This window comes from Bacillus sp. ISL-57 (genome assembly GCF_018613135.1).
Lineage (GTDB): Bacteria > Bacillota > Bacilli > Bacillales > DSM-1321 > Peribacillus > Peribacillus frigoritolerans.
This window is the reverse complement of sequence record NZ_JAGGQV010000008.1, coordinates 205,216-225,259: the sequence shown is the minus strand read 5'-3', so window position 1 is coordinate 225,259 and position 20,044 is coordinate 205,216. Positions and strand designations below refer to the sequence as shown.

Genomic DNA, 20,044 nt, shown 5'->3' with positions numbered 1-20,044 from the left:
AGCATGCTCTTTTCTTTTGTTCGTTTATAAAGGTTACTAGTATTAATTTAATTAATCTTTATTTCAAAGCTACTTATGAAAGAATCAGGTAACTATAAAGAGCCTTACTGAATTTTATGTAGCAAGGCTCTAACCTTTTTTAATTATAATTATTACTATTTTCTTAAATAATTTATAGATAACTTTATATTTATTAACGTGAACTTTTAATCTATTCTATATCTAAATTAAACATTTTATTTAATTCACTAATATTTGTTTCTTGTTTACTTTTAAGATTCAACTCATTTTGAAAGATATTAAACGGAGTATCTAATTCTAATGTTTTTGTCTTTTGAACTGGCAAAGGAATAATTTCTGCCTTCACATTAGCTTGTTTTAACTTTTCTGAACGTCCGTATAAATGAGGAAAATAACTTTCAGCAACAATTTGATTATAAAGTGTTTCTAAGTGTACTTTCTGATCCGTTGTTTTGGATAGCTTTTCTTTTAGTTGATCCATTTCTAACTGCATTTTATGCGTAGATTCCTTAAGTGTTTGTAATTGTTTAGCGTCAGTATATAGATCGCTAATAATATTTAAAAGCTTTGCAATTTCATTTTTTAACTCTATTGTATTAGTACCGTATTTTAAAAATAGTTCTTCAACGCTAGGAATTGTTATAATACCACTTTCATCAAGTTTAGGAATGTGGACAGGTGAATTTAATTGATCGATGAATTCTTTCATTCGTCTACTCCAAGTATTTCTACCTATCCCGGTTTCCTTTTCTAATAATAAAGATGTTAATTTACGATTAGGTTGTTTGTATTTAATTTCTAAAGCAAATTGCTTTAAATCCTCATCAGACCATTTTTGTGGTTTACCTCTTTTAGGATTTACCATTCATATCACCTGCAATATCAGCATCTACTTTAGATTTTAATTCAATATAATGATGAAATTTTCTAGCTGCTGATTTTCTTTCTGCTGTATTTAAATCGTGACCATATCTTTGTGGTAAGGAAAATAAACTCTCTAAGAGCGCAATTGACTCTTCAATTCGTTTTTCTAAATCTTTAGAGTGATGAGAAAGCCATTTTATTGCTTCTTCTCTTTCATTAACACTAGGAGAGAAAATGTATTTTGGACAAAACTCACAAAATTCAATACAAGTGTTCGGAAAATTATCTTTAAGCTCTGAACAAAAACCATATTGAACTATACCTACATGCGATTCGTTTAGCTTATTCCTCTCAATTAAAGATTTATGAACAATATATTTTTTCCAACCTACAATAGAGCTGTCCATTTTATAGCTAATATTAGTTTCAAGTTTTAGTTGAGCTAACCTATATACATACGATTGTGCGAAATGTTTAGCATGACTGAAATAACCTTGCGTAATTTTAAGTTCACTATGACCGGCTAGTGTAGCCACATTATGCATACTAAAACCTTGTAAACACATATTAATGATAGCGAAATGTCGAGTATCACCAGCTTTCACACGTTCTAATTTGTATCGCCGATATTTTTCTTCTGCGATTTTTTTATAGAATCGATCTTTTAAATCATTAAAATCTCGTAAATTCATTATTGGATTCTTCTTTTGCCCTCTAACTTTAGAATTTATGCTGAACATTTCTGATGGAAAAAAGTATTCCGAATTAGGAAAATAAATATTTACTTTATCTTTAGCTTCAGTTAAAAGTTCATATGTTTTTCGATCAATTGCAACTGAATCATACTTTATGGAAAAGCCGATTTCAGAAGACTTATTTTTTATACGAGGGACAGAAATAGTATAGGGCTCGTTTTCACTGTCATCATAAGATAGGCAGTTCTTTTTTAGTTTCAAAAGCTCACTTGGACGCATTGGAAGCGTATTAGTTAGTAGCCACCAGACTAGGATTGGTATATACCCTATAACTTCTTCTACATCATTATTTTTAAAATAATGGTTAATGATATCATCTAATTCAAGTACATCTTGAAAATCAGGTAAATCTCTGGTTGTTTTAGGCTGCCTAGGCATACTAGAGCAAATATTAAGGATCTCTTGGTGATTATCAGTCCTATAAAAATCAATGAAATTAGATGTAGTACTAACCATGTGATAACCAAGATATTTATATTTCATAATATTCTCAGCCAGTAAACTTTTTAATTGAGTTAAATCTTCAAAACCTCGCGAACCGAGTATAACATTTCTTAATGAAGCTATTTCATCATAAATAGTTTTAGGAGTCTTGCCTGATATAAGCCTAAGCAATAGATAAAACTTTAAATGTTCATTTATTTTTGGATAACTAATTAAATTAAATTTCAAATGTAAATCTAATTGCGATAAAGAATCATAAACAAACCAGATATTATCTTCAAAAAGGCTGTTTTTTATAATTTCACTTTCGACTAAATCATCAAAAATCTTTTTGTAATCACTTAATAACAAGTCATTTTTAGAAACTTGTTGAATAGATTCTACTTTATAAAAATCTGATTCATTTAAAGTTTTTCTAATCTCCATCATTAACTCCTGGTATATAAATTTTATAAGCATACTGTTTTAATAAATTATTTATTTTATTTACATCTACATAAGCTTTTACATGATTTTTACCGAAAGTGTTATTTGCTTCGCTTAATATCAATAAACATTGCAATAAAAAGCGACTTTGCCTTTTTAAAAGGTTTTCATTTTCACTTTCCTGTATGGAGGTTAAGAGTCTTAAAAGTTCTTGATTTAATTGGATTAGAATTAAATTTTGTGGAAGGACATATTCGCAATACATACAATTCATTAAAGCTGGATAAGCACAATTAGGAAAAACTAAACATTGAGCGTGATCAGTTTTAGATGGCATAGAATGATTTGATAGTTTTGAAAATAACTTGTGTAATTGCTGCGTATTTAAACGCATAACTTGATGTATCACTTTTAAACGTTTTTCATAGATTGAATTTATTACATTTTCTACTGTATCATCATTAGACTCCTCTATAGCAGAAGGGGATAAATAATTAGTAATATAAGCAGCTATTGACTCAGTTTCTTTAAGAGGGAAGTGTTCTTTTATCCCTTCAATAATAGTTGTCCTATCTTCTAGGCTTAAGATTTTATAGTTATCAGTAAACGTAAATCTTAATAATTGTTCATATAACCATCCAAAATTTCCTCTTCTGAAAATATTAGTGGAAACTCTTCCAATAGAGCCATCTTTATTCATCATTTGTATATAAGCTTTTGTGCTATCTTCGTTTTTATGTGATCTTGCATTTTTTGCTAAAGTAAGTGCTAATTCAGAATCGTAACCATCTCCTTCAGTTACAGACCCATATAAGTATGTTGCTAAAGAACGGTTCATTATTAAACTACTAAATCTAAATCCTTCAAAATCTTTATAATCGTCAAAGAATTTTAAATGAGCGTCTCCACCTTGAGTCCTTATTTTGCGGTATTTACCTTCGATAAAGGTGTCTAACTGAAGCGTATTGTCTTCTCTTAATCGTTCTGCTAAAACTAATGCATAAGCAAGTGGTTGCTCTAAATTTGAGGGCACTAAGAAAGTAAGTAGCTCACCAGTTTTAGAAGCACGCTTATTTCTATATGAAAGATACAAAGTTTTGATTACTGTTTGAACTTGATGTTTATTTAATTTGAAATTATTAGAATGAAAATCTGATTCTTGGATATCAAGTTCTTTTAAATTCAAGATAGGCGTGTTAAGAATTAAATCACTTCCTCGAATAAAGTCGCAACATAGTAAAGTTACATAAACCCACATATTCACATATTTTCTTTTACTAAGGCTCTTTTCGAAATGAAGTTCTATATTTTGTACATGTTTATATATTTGATTAAAAGTTGAAGCTGAATAAATTTCTTGTTCATTCCGGTTGTTCTTTTGGACAGCTAATATTTTATTCTTTTGTGATATATTCTTTTGATCAAAAACATATGATAGAAAACGAGTAAAAATCAGTCTTTCCTTAGAAGTGAACAATGTTTCTTTTAAAAATAATTTGTTTAATTCCTCAATATCCGTTTCAAAGACTTCTCTATGTAAGTTATTTTGTAATTTGTTATGAAAGTTAATAAATTGAGCAATAGTAGCTTTCTTATAAGTCGTAGAGCCTGTACTTTTATTAAAGTAAACACGTGAATACTCTAAAAATAGATATTGAGTTTCAATAAACAATATATTTTGTTTGGTTTCAATAGAGATTTTTTTAATCGCATATTCACAATCGATTTCTACAATGCCATCACGTTCGTGTAAAAATTGCTTGTATTTAGCTAGTTCTTCTTTTGATATAGATACTTGGCCATTTATTTTCTCTGCATTTATTTTATGCTTAGACGCTTTCGAATAAATATTATTATAAATTGCAGTAATACTCCTATTAAGGATTTTTGAGACTTCTCTAATTGAATAATAATCTTTATTCAAATGAACCATGACTATTGGATTTCCTTTCGATAAGCTTAGGGATGTAGTTTTCATGCATAAGATCTAGCTTATTTTCAATTTTTTTATGCATTCTAGGTGTTGATACCATATAGGAGAGTGCAGACTCTAAACTAGAATCACCTCTTAAATGTGCAATTTCATAAGGATTCTCTGCTTCATTTGCTATGAGATTTGTAAATGTTCCTCGTCCTATATGAGTAGACCATTTAATGCTTTTTAAATGTTGTGCTACTAAACGATGGTCAATATTGTTTGACTCTTCTAAGGTAGATATTAATTTCGCTTTACATTTATCAAAGTACTGTCTATAACTTCTACCTGACATTGGTTGGTCACCGTTGTTTAAAAATAAAGCATTAGTTGATTTAGAAGAGTATAAATTTAAATGTTGACGGATTAATGCAGCTCCCCAACCATTAACATCTAATACAACCTGAGAACGTGTCTTTTTAACAGAAGCATGCTCTTTTAAATCTGTCCTGAAATTCTGGTTCTCTACTTTTAAAATAATCTCTCTGTTTGCAATAGCTTTTGAAACCTGTGTTCTTTTTAGATTCACCACTTCAGATATTCGTAATCCTCCAAAGATTTGAAAATATATCCCTAATGCAATTCTAGGAGTATGAGTAGAGGCAATCTCTAAAAATAAAGGTATAAATTCAAATGGTAGAATGTGTTCGACTTCTTTAATCTTCTTTTGTGGATAAACTACTTTAAAAGGGGAATTAAAATACCAGTTATTGTGCTCTGTTTTTTCTTGTTTGAAATCAGATAAACTAACTTTAGGTAATAGTGATTTGTTAATTCCCCAAATATAGAATTGTTTTAAAGTTCTTTCGGCATCTTTAACGGTTTCTTGAGAAACTTTATTAGTACCTAACCAACTTAAATATGTTGATCCATGTGTAACAGTTAGTTCAGTTAGATTCTTGATTTTTAAACTTGGATAATGATTTATTAAGTAGTTTAAAAACTTTACTGTATTTGTAGCGTGTTTCTTCTGTGTGTTAAACAACTTGTATCCCCATTTATCGATGATAAAGTTACTAAGATGATGAATTACATAAGTATCTTTTTCAATATCTTTAATAGTAATTAAACAAAGGTGTTTTTTCTCTTTAATATTCTGATTCTCTCCAATGACATAATCAATCCAAATAGGATGAGTTGTAAATTTAAAGTGTTCATTTGCACAATATGCTGAGATGATATCTCCCAAGTTTCGTTACCTCCTTTTTATATTTATGTGCAATAGATTTTATGAGGTTATTACCACCTGCCTCCCTAAGAAACCTAATAATAAAGCTCCTTTGGTGTTCTTTAATATTGTACGTATTTTTATTGTACATCATCATAGAGATATGCAGGCCGTGAAGGGGAACTTGTTGCACGCTGGATTCTCGAAAAAGCGAATGTGAAGAAGCCGGTCAAGCGGCTTTGGATTTCCTCTGTAACGGATAAAGCGATTAAAGATGGATTTAAAAATCTGAAAGACGGCAAGGAGTATGAAAACCTATTTGCCTCTGCTGTAGCAAGGGCGGAAGCGGACTGGATCGTTGGGATGAACGCGACACGTGCCCTAACGACCAAGCACAATGCCCAGTTATCTTGCGGGAGGGTCCAAACGCCGACACTTGCGATGATTGCAAAAAAAGAAGAGGAAATAAAACAATTCCAGCCTAAGAAATATTATGGAGTTTCGGCAATTGCAGAACCCAATTTGCGCCTCGTCTGGCAAGATGCCCAATCAAAAGACATCCGTACATTTGATAAAAACAAGGCAGAAAAGGTTCTTGCAGCCGTTAAGGGGAAAAGTGCAGAAGTGGTTGAAGTGAACAAGGCACATAAGAAAAGTTTTTCCCCTTCTTTATATGATTTAACAGAACTTCAACGGGACGCCAATAAGAAATTCGGCTATTCGGCGAAGGAGACGTTATCGATCATGCAGCGCTTATATGAAAGCCATAAGGTCTTGACTTATCCAAGGACGGATTCACGCTTTTTATCAACGGATTTGGTTGATACGCTAAAAGAAAGATTACAGGCTGTAAGCATTAAACCATATGCCCAGTATGCATCGAGGATCCTGCGCAGCCCGATTAAAGCAAATAAATCGTTCGTGGACGATAGCAAGGTTTCTGATCACCATGCAATCATCCCCACTGAGCAAACGCCGCTGCCGGGAAAACTGAGCGACAAAGAATCGAAAATCTATGATTTGGTCGTTAAAAGGTTCCTTGCTGTATTGATGCCGCCTTTTGAATATGAACAAACGACCATCACCGCAAAAATGGGGCAGGAGATGTTCATGGCAAAAGGGAAGGTCATCCTGAAGTCAGGTTGGAAGGAAGTTTATGATCATCAATTCGATGAGGAAGAAGCTAAGGATGGCCTTGCGGAGCAATTGCTTCCGAACGTTCAAAAAGGAGACAGTTTAACCATTTCGACTGTGAAACAAACAGAGGGTGAAACGAAACCGCCGGAACCATTCAATGAAGGGTCGCTTCTTTCGGCAATGGAGAATCCTGCTCGTTTCATGGCAGGGGAAAGCAAAGAGCTCATCAAGACTCTTGGTGAAACTGGCGGGATTGGAACTGTTGCAACACGTGCGGATGTCATTGAAAAACTGTTCAATAGCTTCCTGATCGAGAAGAGAGGAAAGGGCCTGCATGTCACCTCGAAAGGGAAACAACTTCTTCAACTGGCACCTGAAGACTTGCGTTCTCCAGCTTTGACAGCTCAATGGGAGCAAAAGTTAACTGCGATAGCAAAAGGAAAGCTGCCAAAACAGGCTTTCATCGGCGATATGCGCGCCTACGCCAAAAATATCGTCCATGAAATCAAAAATAGTGATCAAAAATTCAAGCATGATAACGTGTCAGGAACGAAATGTCCTGATTGCGGCAAGCTGATGCTAGAAGTGAATGGTAAAAAAGGAAAAATGCTTGTCTGTCAAGATCGTGATTGCGGCCACAAAAAAAGTGTTTCACGTGTAACAAATGCCAGATGCCCGCAATGTCATAAAAAGATGGAAATGCGCGGTCAAGGAGAAGCACAGACATTCACCTGTAAATGCGGTTTTCACGAAAAACTATCTTCTTACAATAAACGAAGAGGGCAAAATAAAAATCAAAAAGTATCCAAAAATGAAGTATCCAATTATATGAAAAAGCAAAATAAAGAAGAGCCGATCAATACTGCATTGGCAGATGCCTTGGCAAAACTGAAATTCGATAAATAAAAGTAAAAGGATGGAGCAATCGCTCCATCCTTTTTCGGGATATTACCGCTTCGACTAAATTTCATTCAGTACGGTGCCATGTAATTCATATTCAAGTGTTTTGTCAGTGTGTGTGTGTTTATCCGAATCTACTCGTATGAGCGTACTGAATGGCTTCTGATCACCCGGACTGAAAATTGCTTCATCATTCTCTGGATTCCATAGGCTGTAAATACTCATGATCGTATCCTCCTCCTTTGGATGAGAAGACTAGTAATTCCCATGCTTGATCATCATCTAACATTCCATTGACTCTAACGCTGATCGCCGGGACTAAACACCGCTGCGTCATTCTCTTTGTTCCATTGGCTTCTGATTGTACTCATCATGCACTATCATCTCCTTTGGTGAGAATGTCTTACAGTATTTGTATACCCGGATTGGACAGGTTAAAACATATATTATAAAAAAACTTGATTATATCCAGAAATCAGTATTTTTATATATCGATGTGATAAATAAGCCTTTTTTTGCTATCAAACAGTTTGTATTCTTGTTCGCCAATATTTCCAAGCTTTCTGCATAGTATTGCAATCAGATTTTATATCTATATGGCTTGATGAAATAATTCAGCTTTGAGACCTGCGTTTTCCATCAAAAAAATCAACAGAAAAAACCCCTGTTACTCAGCGGAAGGACCGCTTGTAACAGGGGTTTATAATTAGCGTCCCAGATAGGAATCGAACCTACGACCTACAGCTTAGGAGGCTGTCGCTCTATCCTGCTGAGCTACTGGGACATATGTTAAAGTCGACGACTTATTTATTATATTTCTTATAGGCAAACTTTTCAAGCTAATAGCACATACTTATGAAAAAAAATCCTCAAGAATGTTCAGCGCATCGCTAAGCTCTCGTTTTTCCTCTTTTTTCATTAAATGGAATACTTTATTATTCGCTGGTTATCTGGTACTATTATACTATAAAAAATCAGGAGAATGATAGTGAAAAAATATAGAGTTTTAAGGATGGCGGCATTGCTGGGGATTTTGATTTTACCTGGATGCACACAAGGGATTTTAGAGGGGATAGGCACAAAGACGGCTGCACCGATTGCGGAAGATGACATTGAAGTGGCCGAAGCGGCTGAGAATGGGAGCGGGCAGGATTCGGAGGGGCAAATCGATACGGGAGACTGGATAAAGGCCGAGTCCCCGGTCCAGCTTCCGATATTGATGTATCACAGCATTTCCCAAGGTAATGGCCTCCGGGTTCCAAGGGAGGAATTCCGATCACAGATGGCGTGGCTTCGGGAGAATGGTTACTATACCTTATCCCCTGAGGAAGCATTCCTCGTTTTAACCGAGAATCGGATGCCAAGTGAGAAGTGCGTCTGGCTTACTTTTGATGATGGCTATACAGATAACTACACGGAGGCATTCCCGATATTAAAAGAAAATGATATGAAAGCAACTGTCTTCATGATAGGAAAGTCCATTGATAAAGGTCATCACCTGACTGAAAATCAAATGTTGGAGATGAGCAGGGATGGGATTTCAATTGAAAGCCATACCATCAACCATTTGGAGCTGAACCGCATGACGGCAGAGCAGCAAGAAGCGGAAATGGTCCAGTCGAAGGTGTTGTTCGACCGTATCCTCGATCAGGACACGACAGTGCTTTCCTATCCGGTTGGCAGGTATAACGAAGAGAGTCTCAGGCTGTCAGAAGAGGCTGGATACAAGATGGCAGTCACTACCGAACCTGGGGGAGCTTCAAGCGACCAAGGGATGCATGCTCTGCATCGAGTTCGGATTTCACCAGGGTTATCGGTCAATGGGTTTGCGTCGCTGATTGAAAATGCTTCAAAGCACTGAAGTTGGAAGGGTCATTTCGCACTTGTTCAGAAAAATCATATAATAATCGATTCTTACATGGTGTATAATGAAGGCAGTGAAAATTATATACATATGAACGATTTGGTGTCTTAATGACTTAAAAGGGAAGTTGGTGAAATGCCAAAGCGGTCCCGCCACTGTATATGGGAGCTGACGGCTGTGTACCACTGTATGAGATATGGGAAGGTGCCGTTGACGATGACCATGAGCCAGGAGACCTGCCAGAATTCGTACACCTGTAACCTACGCGGATGGGAAGGTGTGTGGCAGACCCTATGAAGAGTCCGTATTGATATTGTTGCCATGCAAGCATCTTCCGTTTAACGGGAGATGCTTTTTGTTTTCAGGCATCTTCCAGGATTGGTTTTCTCTATTAGGTATGAAGAAATTAATAAAAAGATTGTGGGGAATGAAAATGAAGAAGATTTTTGGTCTGATACTGTTAATGTTACTTACTGCAGGCATGATGGTTGGCTGCGGTGGCGCTGCTGATGAAGGAAAAGAAAAAGAAAAAGAGCAAACGAATCATGCTCAACACGAAGCTTTCCCGATTACGATTAAAGATGCAAGTGGGGAAAAAGTAACGATAGAAAAAGAACCGAAGAAAATTGTTTCGTTGATACCAAGTAATACGGAAGTGGTCTTTGCACTTGGTTTGGGTAAAAAGGTCGTTGGTGTTTCCGACAATGATAATTACCCGGAGGAAACGAAAGAAATTGAAAAAGTAGGCGGAATGGAAATGAACACGGAGCTGATTGTCTCCATGAAGCCTGACCTTGTTCTTGCGCATGCATCAAGTGCCCATAATTCAAATGAGGGGTTGCAGCAGCTTAAGGATGCTGGAATAGATGTACTCGTAGTCAATGATGCACAAAGCTTTGACCAAGTCTATGAATCTATTGAAATGATTGGAAAGGCAACGGGAGAACATGATAAGGCAAATGAAATCGTTGCGGATATGAAAACGAAGCTCAAGGATATCCAGGAAAAAGCCAAATCCGTAAAGAAAGAGGATAGGAAGACCGTTTTAGTGGAAGTTTCGCCTTCACCGGAAATATACACACCTGGGAAAAATACTTTCATGAATGAGATGCTTACTATTATTTCAGCGGATAATGCCGCTGCTGATTTGGACGGTTGGGCAAAAATTGATGAAGAGTCGATGATTGCTGCAAATCCTGATGTCATCATTACAACGTATGGTTATTATACGAAAGATGCAGTAAGTGAAGTGAAGGCCCGAAAAGGATGGCAAGACGTAAATGCTGTTAAGGATGGCCAAGTCTTTGATGTCCATTCTGACTTGGTGACCCGTTCCGGTCCACGCTTAATAGAGGGAGTAGAGGAACTTGCCAAAGCAGTCTATCCGAACCAATTTGACAACTAAATGGGCGTTTGCTTATTTGATTGCGTTGTTCATTTTGTTATTCGCAATGACGATAGGCATTTCCTTTGGTTCGGTGCCAGTACCGATTCCCGTACTTATGCAAATAATCGGCAAGGAGATTTTCCACTTGCCGATTTCTGCCGATCCGGATGTGATGCTTACGAATATCGTGATGAACATCCGCTTGCCGCGGGTGCTGCTCGCTGGTTTGGTTGGGGCATCACTTGCGATTGCGGGTGCGGCTTTTCAGGGACTGCTCCGGAACCCGCTCGCTGATCCTTACACATTAGGTATTTCATCAGGTGCATCGGTCGGAGCCGTATTGACCATATTTTTGAATATATCACTGCCATTCATCGGTTTATATACCCTTCCGGCATTGAGTATCTTATGTTCAGTGCTCACGATGCTCTGCGTACTGACTTTTGCAAAAAAAATGGATCGATCGATGAAAGTGGAAACGATCATCTTAACGGGAATCATTTTCAGCTCGTTTTTAAGTGCCTTCATTTCATTGATGATTGCGCTGACGGGTGATGAATTAAGACAAATCATCGGCTGGCTGATGGGAAGCGTTTCAATGCGCGGATGGAATTATATCGTAATCATTTTGCCGTTTTTTATCATTGGTTCGTTGACCTTGATCATGAATACAAAAGAATTGAATGCGATGACTTTCGGGGAAGACCGGGCAAAACACTTAGGTGTGAATGTCAAGCGGCGGAAAATGTGGATCTTGATAGCCGGTTCGTCATTGACAGGGGCAGCCGTTGCCGTTTCAGGGGCGATTGGTTTTGTAGGATTGGTCATTCCTCATTTTGTCCGTAAGATTTGGGGACCTGACCATAAACATTTGCTTCCGTTGTCATTGCTGATAGGAGGCGGATTCTTGATATTGGCCGATTTTGTAGCACGAACGATCATTGCCCCATCGGAACTGCCGATCGGGGTGATCACCTCACTTATCGGGGCACCTGCATTTGCGCTGATTTTATTAAAGAGACGGAGAGAAGGGTAAAACGGATGCTTGAAGTAAAAGGGTTAACAGGTGGATATCACAACAAAGCTGTTTTGGACTCTGTCTCTTTTGATGTACATAAGGGGGAATTATTCGGGATTCTTGGTCCTAATGGCAGCGGGAAAACGACGCTTTTAAGTATGCTTAGCGGGGTGCTCGATTATAAAGGCGGAAGCGTACGGATAAGCGGCAGGGATTTGAAGGATTATTCGTCAAAGCAACTTGCACAGGTCATTGCCGTGCTCCCTCAACATTCCTCATTAGCTTTCTCCTATACAGTAAAAGAGACGGTCTCGCTTGGGCGATATGCCCATCTATCAGGTTGGTTCCATAGTTGGTCCGCAGAAGATGAATCGATTGTCCAGCGGGTGATGGAACAAACGGGAGTAGCTGATTTTCAGGATCTTCATTTCGATCGATTATCAGGAGGGGAAAGACAGAGGGTCCTTCTGGCACAGGCCCTTGCCCAAGAGCCGGAAATCCTTTTTTTGGATGAACCTACGAACCATTTGGATCTTTCCTATCAAAAAGATCTTCTTGATCTAATGAGGAAAATGGCAAAAGAGCAGAAGTTGACCGTTATTTCAATTTTTCATGATTTGAATTTGGCTGGATTATATTGTGATCGGCTTATGCTGCTTGAGAAAGGGCAGATTCAGGTTGTTGATGTGCCGAATGAAGTGCTTCAACAGGAACGGATTCAGGGTGTATATCATACGACGATCGAAAAACATCCGCATCCCGCCCTTCCGAAACCGCAAATGTTCATCGTTCCGGAAAAGCATGGCCAGGATACGATCCCGTTGGAAATTGATGATTCTTATTTGACAGTCGGATTTGAGATGATTCAATTGAAGTCTCCGATCCCGCTTAGAACGATGTCTTCTGGAGTGACTGGTTCAGGGACGGGCTGGCATAAGTATTTTGTGAATAGGCACGTCCATCATGGTTATGATTGCGAGGATCATCATGTTGAAATGGCCGACTATTTAACAGCTCATGGTTTTGAGCCTCAGGAAACGGTAGGGATGATGACAGCTGTCTTTCTCGATACGGTTGCATTCAGGCTATTAAGAGCTGAAGATTTCTCGGTTTTTATCATTGTGACGGCCGGTGTGGGGAATGCCATCGACGCTTCATTAGCTGACCGGCACTCTTGGAGTTCCGCTCCAGGAACGATAAATACATGGATATTCGTAAATGGGCATTTGGCAGAAGAGGCATATATCCACAGTATAGTGACTGCGACCGAAGCAAAAGTAAAAGCGCTTCATGATTTGCTTGTCATGGATAAGGTGACAAATACTTGTGCAACAGGAACATCGACAGACAGCATGTTGATTGCGGCAACTCAAAGAGGGGCAAAGCTTCAATATGCAGGCACCATCACTCCGTTAGGGAAGCTGATCAGTCGCGGTGTATATGATTGTACAGTGGAAGCATTGAAGAATAATCGGAAGCGGATTGAGGAATTATGATTTATCATCATCTTTTTGCGGTTACGCTGGCGTTTTTCCTTGATTTATTAATTGGAGATCCGCCAAATTGGCCGCATCCAGTCAAATGGATAGGAACGCTGATCAGCAAGTTGGATCTGGCATTCAATAAAGGGGCATATAAGAAACGGAAAGGGCTCTTCATGTTGATCATCGTCCTATCGGCGGTGTTATTGATTACACTTCTTACCGTTTATTTGGCTTATCTAATCCATCCGCTTGCAGGTATCCTTTGGGAAGCTGTTGTCATTTCCACAACGATAGCTCAGAAGGGCTTGAAGCAAGCTGGGATGGATGTTTGCCTTCCGCTTAATGAACGGGATTTCCCTGAAGCGAGGGTAAAGCTTTCCTATATCGTTGGCCGTGATACGGCTGATCTTGATGAACCAGAAATCGTCAGGGGCACCGTGGAAACCGTAGCGGAAAATACCAGTGATGGGATTACAGCGCCATTATTTTGGGCAGCTATCGGCGGTGCGCCGCTCGCGATGGTGTACAGGGCGATTAATACCTGCGATTCCATGGTAGGGTACAAGAATGATAAATATGGGCAATTCGGCTGGGCTTCAGCTAAACTCGATGATATCGTCAACTGGATTCCCAGCCGCCTCACCGGATTCCTGATGTTGCTGAGCTCGAAATCCGGCTATCATGGATTCGGCGCCAGATGGAAGATATTATTCAATGACGCAAAAAAACATCCAAGCCCGAATAGCGGGTGGTGTGAAGCAGGCGTTGCGGCCATTTTGGGAATCCAGCTTGGAGGTCGGAACATGTACAAAGGAATTGTTTCCGACCGTGCGAGGATGGGAGTTCCGCTTGTTCGATTGGAAGCAAAACATATACCACAAACGATTACCATCATGCATCGGTCATCTTTTCTATTTCTGCTGATGCTATGGTTAGGGGGAATTACTCTTGACGTTACCTTCTCATGGCTCTAATCCTCATTATCTTTATGAAGCGCTGGAAATCGAAATGCCTGAATCGGTTCTCGACTTCAGTGCCAACATCAACCCATTGGGTCCGCCTTTACGCATAAAGGAACAGTGGTCTGAGTTTTTCGAAGGAATCCTTCAATATCCAGATCCGCATGCCATTGAACTGACAAAATCAATTGCAAAAAAAGAAGCACTTCCCAAGGAATCCGTTTTGATGGGGAACGGTGGTGCTGAAATCATCATGCTGGTAGCGAACGGATTAGCCAATCAAAGGGTGCTGATCATACAGCCGGCATTTGCGGAATATGCTGAAGCTTGTTTGGCAGCAGGATGTAAGGTCGATTTTCACCAGCTTGATGCTCCTGGGTGGCAATTGGACTTGGAACGATTGATTCCAAGATTACCCGAATACGATGCCATTTTCTTATGTACGCCTAATAATCCGACTGGAGTTTCATTTAAGCGGGATACAGTTAGGGAATTGATCATTGAATGCCAAAAAGCGGATTGCCTGGTTGTCCTGGATGAGGCTTTTTATGATTTCACGGAGGATGCCTTTAGCTATGCTTCTTTAATCCATGCATTTCCACATTTACTCATACTAAGATCAATGACTAAAATCTTTGCGATCCCCGGTTTGAGACTAGGCTATTTGCTTGCGTCACCTGACATCATAAAACGGGTAAGGAATTATAAACCGCATTGGAGCGTCAACCATGTGGCACTTGAAGTAGGGAAAATCTGTCTTGCAGAAGAAGCCTATATGAGAAAAACAAGAGACTATATTGCATGGCAAAAGCAAAGACTATTCCCGTTTTATGAGGAGCAGGGGTTGGATGTCTCCGATAGCACAGTTAATTTTTATTTGGTGAAAGATGAATCTTTATCCCTTTTCCCCTTTTTGCTGAAAAAAGGAATCGTACCGCGCCATACCTATAATTTTCCGGGCTTGGATGGAAGGTGGCTTCGGTTTGCAGTGAAGAGTGAACATGATAACGAAGCACTGATGGAGGGGGTAAGACAGTGGAGAAAGCAAGGCTCTGTTTTATAACCGGGGGTGTCCGTTCTGGAAAAAGCAGCTTCGCGGAAAGAAAAGCCCTGGAGTATGCACTCCAGATGGATGGGAACTTGCATTACCTCGCCTGTGGCCGAGTCAGTGACGCTGAGATGGGTGAACGCATCCTTAGGCACCGGAAAGATAGGGAAAGCAGCCCGATTGCGTGGAAGACCTCCGAATACGCAACGGATATTACAAGAATAGGGGCGGATATTGATCAGGATTCCATAATTCTGCTCGATTGTCTGACAACCCTGCTTGATAACGAACTATTTGGTCCTGGCCTTCCGCTTGAAGAAGAATTCTTAAATAGCGTTTTTTCAAAAATAATAACCGGAATCAATGAGATAAAAAAACAATCCAATTGTTTAATAGTCGTGAGCAATGAATTGGTACAGGAACCGATTTTCCAGGATGATTTCCTTCATATATACGGAAAAACACTGGGGTTGCTTCATCAAACGATCGTCGGGATGGCCGATGAAGCCTATTTAGTGGAAGCGGGAATTCCATTGCGGAAGAAAGGGTGCATGCAGGAATGAGCGGAGTGATCGGTTTTTTAATTAACCTGCAGTTCTTTACAGTCTTTCCAATAAAGAAACAGCTTCCGATGGAGAAGAAATATATTCACCGTGCCATTCAAACCTTTCCATTAGTAGGTCTTTTGCTAGGCTTGATATTGGGCGGCGTTTTGTATGCACTAGTGGAATGGACCCCCTTGTCATCGCTTTCGATTGCCTTTTTCCTTTGGTTTTTGACCATGGCATTAACGGGAGGTTTGCATCTCGATGGCTGGATCGATGCAAGTGACGCTTTTTTTTCCTATCAGGATAAAGAGCGGCGATTGGAAATCATGAAGGATTCCAGGACAGGTGCCTTCGGTGTCATCTCCGTCATAGTCCTATTGGCCGCACGGTTTCTATTTATCTATGAAATTGTTGAAAGGGTAAATGAATGGACATATTTCTTGATCATTGCCCTTCCGCTCTTAAGCAAATGTGTGATGGGTTATTTACTCATCCGGATGCCGCTCGCTAAAAAGGAGGGGCTCGGTGCCTTTTTTCAAAGTGCAGTGATGAAAAGCAGTTTGCCCATTTATTGGCTGTACCTTCTTGTAAGTCTGGTGTTCGCCTGGATCATTGATTTTAAGCTTGTCCCCTTATTTTTCATCATGTGTCTGGCTGCCGTGTTTTTCCTGGTTTATATAAAACGTAAAATCGTCAGTTGGTTCGGTGGGATAACGGGGGATGTCCTGGGGGCATCCGTGGAAGGGGTTGAACTTTGGTTATGGCTGATATTGTGGCTATTACATTACTTCGCCATGGGCTGACAGTAGCCAATGAACGAAAGGCCTATTTAGGCTGGACGGATTCTCCATTAAGTACAGAAGGAGAAAAGGAAATACTGGGCTTAAGGGGCTCGTACCCACAGTATGAAAAAATTTTCAGCAGTGATTTGTCCCGATGTGTGGAAACTGCACGCCTGCTGTTTCCACATGCAGTTCCAATCAAAAACCCTTTGTTCCGTGAGATGAACTTCGGCAGTTGGGAAGGGCGGACGTATCATGAGTTGAAGACAGATGGAGATTATCTTAATTGGCTGGAACGTCCCATGGAGGCACTGGTGCCTGGGGGCGAAAGTTATCCGGCATTTTCCGAACGTGTGAATAATGGCTGGAAACAATTGATTGCCTGTAAGGAAAACCGCTTTGCCCTAATGACCCATGGAGGGGTAATTCGTGATTTATTGGTCCGCTATGCCCCGAAGGAAAAGTCCTTTTTTGATTGGGGAATTTCCCATGGCAGGGGATATGAGCTGATATGGGAAGACCGGAACAGCTTAAGGAGGGGAGAACGCTGCACTTTGTTACAGGAGGCGCCTATAATGGGAAAACTAAATGGGTAAAGCAATTGTATGGTTTGGAAAAAGATGTCCTTTGGTTATCCGGTTATCGAGAAGAACAGCCGGAATTGATTGATTTCCAAGGCAGGACAGTTGTATTGCAAGGTTTGGATGCATGGATTCAACAAGATGCAGAAAAGATGGATTCAGATTCGATTCGAAAAAGATGGAAGGAAATCATGGCTGATTGGCGAATATGGGAGAAAGAAAGGGATGAACACAGCTGCATTGTGATCGGTTCTGATATTTCCAAGGGAATTGTCCCGATGGAAGCAAGAGACCGCAGATGGCGCGATGCCTGCGGATGGATCTATCAAGATGTAGCATCCATATCAAAGCGCGTTGATATCATCTGGTATGGAATTAACCAGCGAATAAAGTAGAGGAGGTAATTGGGATGAAGATCTATACACGTACAGGGGATAAGGGACAAACCAGCGTAATCGGAGGTCGGCTTGACAAGGATGACATTCGTGTTGAATCTTATGGAACGGTGGATGAAGTGAATAGCTATATCGGTCTTGCGGTGACAGAATTGGATCCTGCGATATTTACGGATGTACTGGCAGATCTAGAGAAAATCCAGCATGAGTTATTTGACTGCGGAGGAGATTTGGCAACCGTTTCCGAGAAAGCCCCGCAAAAGCTGACGGAAGAGACCATTACCTATTTGGAAGAACGGATAGATGCCTTCATACTTGAAGCGCCGGAACTGGAAAAGTTTATCTTGCCTGGCGGTTCAAAAGCGGCTGCAACGATTCACATTGCCCGAACCGTGACAAGAAGGGCAGAACGATTGGTCGTTTCATTGATCAAGTCGGGTGCGGCCGTTTCACCATTATCACTTCAATATTTAAATCGTTTGTCGGATTACTTCTTTGCTGTTGCACGTGTGATCAATTTCCGTCTTGGTGTAAAAGATGTGGAATATATCCGCAGCGCAAATGTGTTCCGAGGAGGGAAAAGAAAGGAAAAAGAGTAAACATGGACGTAAGAAAAATTAGTGCAATTGCTATATTCATCGCCTTATCGGCGGTAGGGGCAATGATTAAAATTCCTTCACCGATCGGAAGCATCGCTTTGGATAGTTTCCCGGCCCTTTTGGCGGCTGTCATACTTGGCCCGGTATCGGGAGCTATAGTTGCTGGGCTTGGTCATATCATTTCAGCGTTCATCGGCGGCATGACACTTGGTCCATTCCATTTTTTGATCATGGTCGAAATGGCTGTCCTGACATGGCTGTTTAGCATTTTATATATAAAAGGGAAAAAAGTAGGCGCATTTTTTCTCTTCTTTATCAGTAATGCCTTCGTTTTGGCCCTGCCTTTCGCATTTCTGATCAGCCCTGGCTTTTACACGTTATTGGTTCCGGGCTTAACGGTGGCGACGGCGGTAAATATAGTATTGGCAGTCCTTTTATTGCCGCGCTTGGAGCCTGTTTTGAAAAAAATCATTTTTAAAGATGGATTAGCAGAATGAGTGATTCATTGATTTTGCCATTTTCCGAATCAGATTCCTTGATCGTCTCAAGTGACAATAGCGGCGGGATCGGACTGAAGGAAAAAGATCTTGTCCATGTCCCTTATGAGGTCGTTGGATATTATTCCTTTCGGGTTGCCGTCATGGAATGCCTGGGCGTTGGCGGAATCCCCGTATCCGTCGTTCTAAATAATTTCTGCGGCGATGAAGCCTGGGAGGACTTGACCAGGGGTGTCAGGAAGGGGATGAATGAATTGGGAATGGAGGATCTTCCCATCACTGGCAGCACAGAAAGTAACATGCCGCTTCTTCAGTCAGCACTTGGTCTTATGGTGATTGGTAAACGAGTGAATGAACGTGTTAAAAAGCAACAGCCCTTACGGAAAATCGCTCTGATCGGCAGGCCGCTCGTTGGCGAAGAAGTAATGGAACAGCAAGAGTGGGTCGCGCCATTATCTTTATATAAAAGCTTATGTGAAATGGAAGGTGTTCAGGCACTTCCAGTCGGCTCAAAAGGGATAGCGTATGAATGGGAGCATCTGGATCAAAGTGGTGAAGGTGTTTCTGTGCATATAAGCAATAAAGTCGATATTGAAAAATCATCAGGACCATCCACCTGCTTCCTCATTGCCTATCCTGAACAACTTGAGGAAGAAATCAAGCAAAGATCCGGTCCTCTTTTTATTGGCGGTTGATCGATTCATGACTGAATCAGGCATCGAGTTTAGTTCATAATGAACGGGTTCGATGCTTTTTTCATGAGATCTTACCTTGATGGTTTCCTTATCCTATTTAGAGTGAAAGCTTGAATAAGATGTTTGGTTTATTTGGATAGGCGGGCTTGTTGCCCGATTTTATCCTGCCAAAGTAAAATGAAACCCATATATTGCGTTACTGCTCACTTCCGTCACTTTAGGGATCATCACAGGTATGGATATTCGGGATGTTGCAGATGCTGTTCAGACAGGGGTAGGTAATACTCTTGGTAATGTTGATCGGACCTTTGGTGAAGATTCAACATGGAATGATGGGTTGATTTCATCGGAAAAAAAATCATTGCGCCTCATGGTTTCATTCTTTGCATTAGGTTGCGCTAGAGGTTTTAATAAAGGGGTGCAAAACCAATTCATGTCCGCTGCCTTCATCATCTAGATTATTGGAGCGGGCGGTGCATTTAAAAATGTATGGCAAG

Annotated in this window: 19 protein-coding genes, 1 tRNA gene, 2 pseudogenes and 1 riboswitch; of the genes and pseudogenes, 16 read left to right on the top strand and 6 right to left on the bottom strand. The window is 39.9% G+C overall.

The genetic code is table 11. The features are described from left to right. Nucleotides 1-211: 211 nt before the first annotated feature. Genes J7I90_RS14230 through J7I90_RS14215 form a run of 4 tightly spaced genes read right to left on the bottom strand, consistent with a single transcriptional unit; the run spans nucleotide 212 to nucleotide 5,674 of the window. The gene (locus J7I90_RS14230) at nucleotides 212-886 is read right to left on the bottom strand and encodes a hypothetical protein (RefSeq protein ID WP_214772438.1); all 675 of its coding nucleotides are present in this window, start codon (nucleotides 884-886) and stop codon (nucleotides 212-214) included. Then, complete coding sequence (locus tag J7I90_RS14225; RefSeq protein ID WP_251025287.1) at nucleotides 873-2,510, bottom strand: tyrosine-type recombinase/integrase; 1,638 nt, start codon at nucleotides 2,508-2,510, stop codon at nucleotides 873-875. The genes J7I90_RS14230 and J7I90_RS14225 overlap by 14 nt, the downstream gene beginning before the upstream one ends. Further along, complete coding sequence (locus J7I90_RS14220) at nucleotides 2,500-4,443, bottom strand: helix-turn-helix domain-containing protein (RefSeq protein WP_214772627.1); 1,944 nt, start codon at nucleotides 4,441-4,443, stop codon at nucleotides 2,500-2,502. The genes J7I90_RS14225 and J7I90_RS14220 overlap by 11 nt, the downstream gene beginning before the upstream one ends. Further along, nucleotides 4,427-5,674, bottom strand: coding sequence for a tyrosine-type recombinase/integrase (locus J7I90_RS14215; RefSeq protein WP_214772437.1), 1,248 nt, complete (start codon nucleotides 5,672-5,674; stop codon nucleotides 4,427-4,429). The genes J7I90_RS14220 and J7I90_RS14215 overlap by 17 nt, the downstream gene beginning before the upstream one ends. Nucleotides 5,675-5,818: 144 nt before the next feature. On the opposite strand from J7I90_RS14215, the pseudogene J7I90_RS14210 reads away from it, so the two are divergent. Next, nucleotides 5,819-7,696 (top strand): annotated as a pseudogene (locus J7I90_RS14210) (DNA topoisomerase III); the annotation flags it as partial. Nucleotides 7,697-7,750: 54 nt separating this feature from the next. On the opposite strand, the gene J7I90_RS14205 reads toward J7I90_RS14210, so the two are convergent. Both J7I90_RS14205 and J7I90_RS14200 read right to left on the bottom strand, forming a co-directional pair. Beyond that, nucleotides 7,751-7,915, bottom strand: coding sequence for a hypothetical protein (locus J7I90_RS14205; protein ID WP_156404392.1), 165 nt, complete (start codon nucleotides 7,913-7,915; stop codon nucleotides 7,751-7,753). Nucleotides 7,916-8,400: 485 nt separating this feature from the next. Further along, nucleotides 8,401-8,474 (bottom strand) — tRNA-Arg (locus J7I90_RS14200). A 228-nt stretch (nucleotides 8,475-8,702) separates the two neighbouring features. Between J7I90_RS14200 and J7I90_RS14195 the strand changes: the two genes are divergently transcribed. The 15 genes and pseudogenes from J7I90_RS14195 (at nucleotide 8,703) to J7I90_RS14130 (ending at nucleotide 20,004) form a co-directional block, all read left to right on the top strand. Beyond that, entirely contained in the window at nucleotides 8,703-9,551 is an 849-nt protein-coding gene (locus J7I90_RS14195) for a polysaccharide deacetylase family protein (protein WP_214772622.1), read from the top strand. Between the two features lie 86 nt (nucleotides 9,552-9,637). Next, nucleotides 9,638-9,812, top strand: a riboswitch (cobalamin riboswitch). Between the two features lie 175 nt (nucleotides 9,813-9,987). Further along, a complete protein-coding gene (locus J7I90_RS14190; RefSeq protein ID WP_214772436.1) occupies nucleotides 9,988-10,959 on the top strand; it encodes an ABC transporter substrate-binding protein in 972 nt (323 codons plus the stop codon). Next, nucleotides 10,922-11,977, top strand: a complete 1,056-nt coding sequence (locus J7I90_RS14185) for a FecCD family ABC transporter permease (RefSeq protein ID WP_251025286.1) — start codon at nucleotides 10,922-10,924, stop codon at nucleotides 11,975-11,977. The genes J7I90_RS14190 and J7I90_RS14185 overlap by 38 nt, the downstream gene beginning before the upstream one ends. A gap of 5 nt (nucleotides 11,978-11,982) precedes the next feature. After that, a pseudogene (locus J7I90_RS28265) lies at nucleotides 11,983-12,732 on the top strand (heme ABC transporter ATP-binding protein); the annotation flags it as partial. A gap of 6 nt (nucleotides 12,733-12,738) precedes the next feature. Next, entirely contained in the window at nucleotides 12,739-13,455 is a 717-nt protein-coding gene (locus J7I90_RS28260; protein ID WP_483861563.1) for an adenosylcobinamide amidohydrolase, read from the top strand. After that, nucleotides 13,452-14,417 (top strand): adenosylcobinamide-phosphate synthase CbiB, encoded by a 966-nt coding sequence (gene cbiB / locus J7I90_RS14175; RefSeq protein ID WP_214772433.1) that lies wholly within the window; start codon nucleotides 13,452-13,454, stop codon nucleotides 14,415-14,417. The genes J7I90_RS28260 and cbiB overlap by 4 nt, the downstream gene beginning before the upstream one ends. Next, on the top strand, nucleotides 14,392-15,465 hold the full coding sequence (gene cobD / locus J7I90_RS14170) for a threonine-phosphate decarboxylase CobD (RefSeq protein ID WP_214772431.1): 1,074 nt from the start codon (nucleotides 14,392-14,394) through the stop codon (nucleotides 15,463-15,465). The genes cbiB and cobD overlap by 26 nt, the downstream gene beginning before the upstream one ends. Beyond that, complete coding sequence (locus J7I90_RS14165; protein ID WP_214772429.1) at nucleotides 15,438-16,013, top strand: bifunctional adenosylcobinamide kinase/adenosylcobinamide-phosphate guanylyltransferase; 576 nt, start codon at nucleotides 15,438-15,440, stop codon at nucleotides 16,011-16,013. The genes cobD and J7I90_RS14165 overlap by 28 nt, the downstream gene beginning before the upstream one ends. Then, nucleotides 16,010-16,801, top strand: a complete 792-nt coding sequence (cobS, locus tag J7I90_RS14160) for an adenosylcobinamide-GDP ribazoletransferase (protein ID WP_214772427.1) — start codon at nucleotides 16,010-16,012, stop codon at nucleotides 16,799-16,801. The genes J7I90_RS14165 and cobS overlap by 4 nt, the downstream gene beginning before the upstream one ends. Then, nucleotides 16,759-17,376 carry a histidine phosphatase family protein gene (locus J7I90_RS14155; RefSeq protein WP_214772425.1) on the top strand — a complete coding sequence of 206 codons (618 nt, stop codon included), beginning with the start codon at nucleotides 16,759-16,761 and terminating at the stop codon, nucleotides 17,374-17,376. The genes cobS and J7I90_RS14155 overlap by 43 nt, the downstream gene beginning before the upstream one ends. After that, nucleotides 17,292-17,756: a bifunctional adenosylcobinamide kinase/adenosylcobinamide-phosphate guanylyltransferase gene (locus tag J7I90_RS14150; protein WP_251025285.1), complete on the top strand. Its 465-nt coding sequence runs from the start codon at nucleotides 17,292-17,294 to the stop codon at nucleotides 17,754-17,756. The genes J7I90_RS14155 and J7I90_RS14150 overlap by 85 nt, the downstream gene beginning before the upstream one ends. 14 nt (nucleotides 17,757-17,770) lie before the next feature. Then, nucleotides 17,771-18,355 carry a cob(I)yrinic acid a,c-diamide adenosyltransferase gene (locus J7I90_RS14145; protein ID WP_214772423.1) on the top strand — a complete coding sequence of 195 codons (585 nt, stop codon included), beginning with the start codon at nucleotides 17,771-17,773 and terminating at the stop codon, nucleotides 18,353-18,355. Nucleotides 18,356-18,357: 2 nt separating this feature from the next. After that, the gene (locus J7I90_RS14140; protein ID WP_214772421.1) at nucleotides 18,358-18,852 is read left to right on the top strand and encodes an ECF transporter S component; all 495 of its coding nucleotides are present in this window, start codon (nucleotides 18,358-18,360) and stop codon (nucleotides 18,850-18,852) included. Beyond that, a complete protein-coding gene (locus J7I90_RS14135) occupies nucleotides 18,849-19,547 on the top strand; it encodes an ATP-binding protein (RefSeq protein WP_214772420.1) in 699 nt (232 codons plus the stop codon). The genes J7I90_RS14140 and J7I90_RS14135 overlap by 4 nt, the downstream gene beginning before the upstream one ends. A gap of 190 nt (nucleotides 19,548-19,737) precedes the next feature. Continuing rightward, a complete protein-coding gene (locus J7I90_RS14130; RefSeq protein ID WP_214772619.1) occupies nucleotides 19,738-20,004 on the top strand; it encodes a GntT/GntP/DsdX family permease in 267 nt (88 codons plus the stop codon). Nucleotides 20,005-20,044: the final 40 nt, after the last annotated feature.

Excerpts from the sequence above, each read along its gene's own strand:
- J7I90_RS14225 (WP_251025287.1), bottom strand. The coding sequence starts at position 2,510 with ATGGAGATTAGAAAAACTTTAAATGAATCAGATTTTTATAAAGTAGAA.
- J7I90_RS14145 (WP_214772423.1), top strand. The coding sequence starts at position 17,771 with ATGAAGATCTATACACGTACAGGGGATAAGGGACAAACCAGCGTAATC.
- J7I90_RS14195 (WP_214772622.1), top strand. The coding sequence starts at position 8,703 with ATGGCGGCATTGCTGGGGATTTTGATTTTACCTGGATGCACACAAGGG.
- J7I90_RS14190 (WP_214772436.1), top strand. The coding sequence starts at position 9,988 with ATGAAGAAGATTTTTGGTCTGATACTGTTAATGTTACTTACTGCAGGC.
- J7I90_RS14140 (WP_214772421.1), top strand. The coding sequence starts at position 18,358 with ATGGACGTAAGAAAAATTAGTGCAATTGCTATATTCATCGCCTTATCG.
- J7I90_RS14205 (WP_156404392.1), bottom strand. The coding sequence starts at position 7,915 with ATGAGTATTTACAGCCTATGGAATCCAGAGAATGATGAAGCAATTTTC.
- J7I90_RS14220 (WP_214772627.1), bottom strand. The coding sequence starts at position 4,443 with ATGGTTCATTTGAATAAAGATTATTATTCAATTAGAGAAGTCTCAAAA.
- J7I90_RS14230 (WP_214772438.1), bottom strand. The coding sequence starts at position 886 with ATGGTAAATCCTAAAAGAGGTAAACCACAAAAATGGTCTGATGAGGAT.
- J7I90_RS14135 (WP_214772420.1), top strand. The coding sequence starts at position 18,849 with ATGAGTGATTCATTGATTTTGCCATTTTCCGAATCAGATTCCTTGATC.
- J7I90_RS14150 (WP_251025285.1), top strand. The coding sequence starts at position 17,292 with ATGGGAAGACCGGAACAGCTTAAGGAGGGGAGAACGCTGCACTTTGTT.
- cobS (WP_214772427.1), top strand. The coding sequence starts at position 16,010 with ATGAGCGGAGTGATCGGTTTTTTAATTAACCTGCAGTTCTTTACAGTC.
- cbiB (WP_214772433.1), top strand. The coding sequence starts at position 13,452 with ATGATTTATCATCATCTTTTTGCGGTTACGCTGGCGTTTTTCCTTGAT.
- J7I90_RS28260 (WP_483861563.1), top strand. The coding sequence starts at position 12,739 with ATGTTCATCGTTCCGGAAAAGCATGGCCAGGATACGATCCCGTTGGAA.
- J7I90_RS14155 (WP_214772425.1), top strand. The coding sequence starts at position 16,759 with ATGGCTGATATTGTGGCTATTACATTACTTCGCCATGGGCTGACAGTA.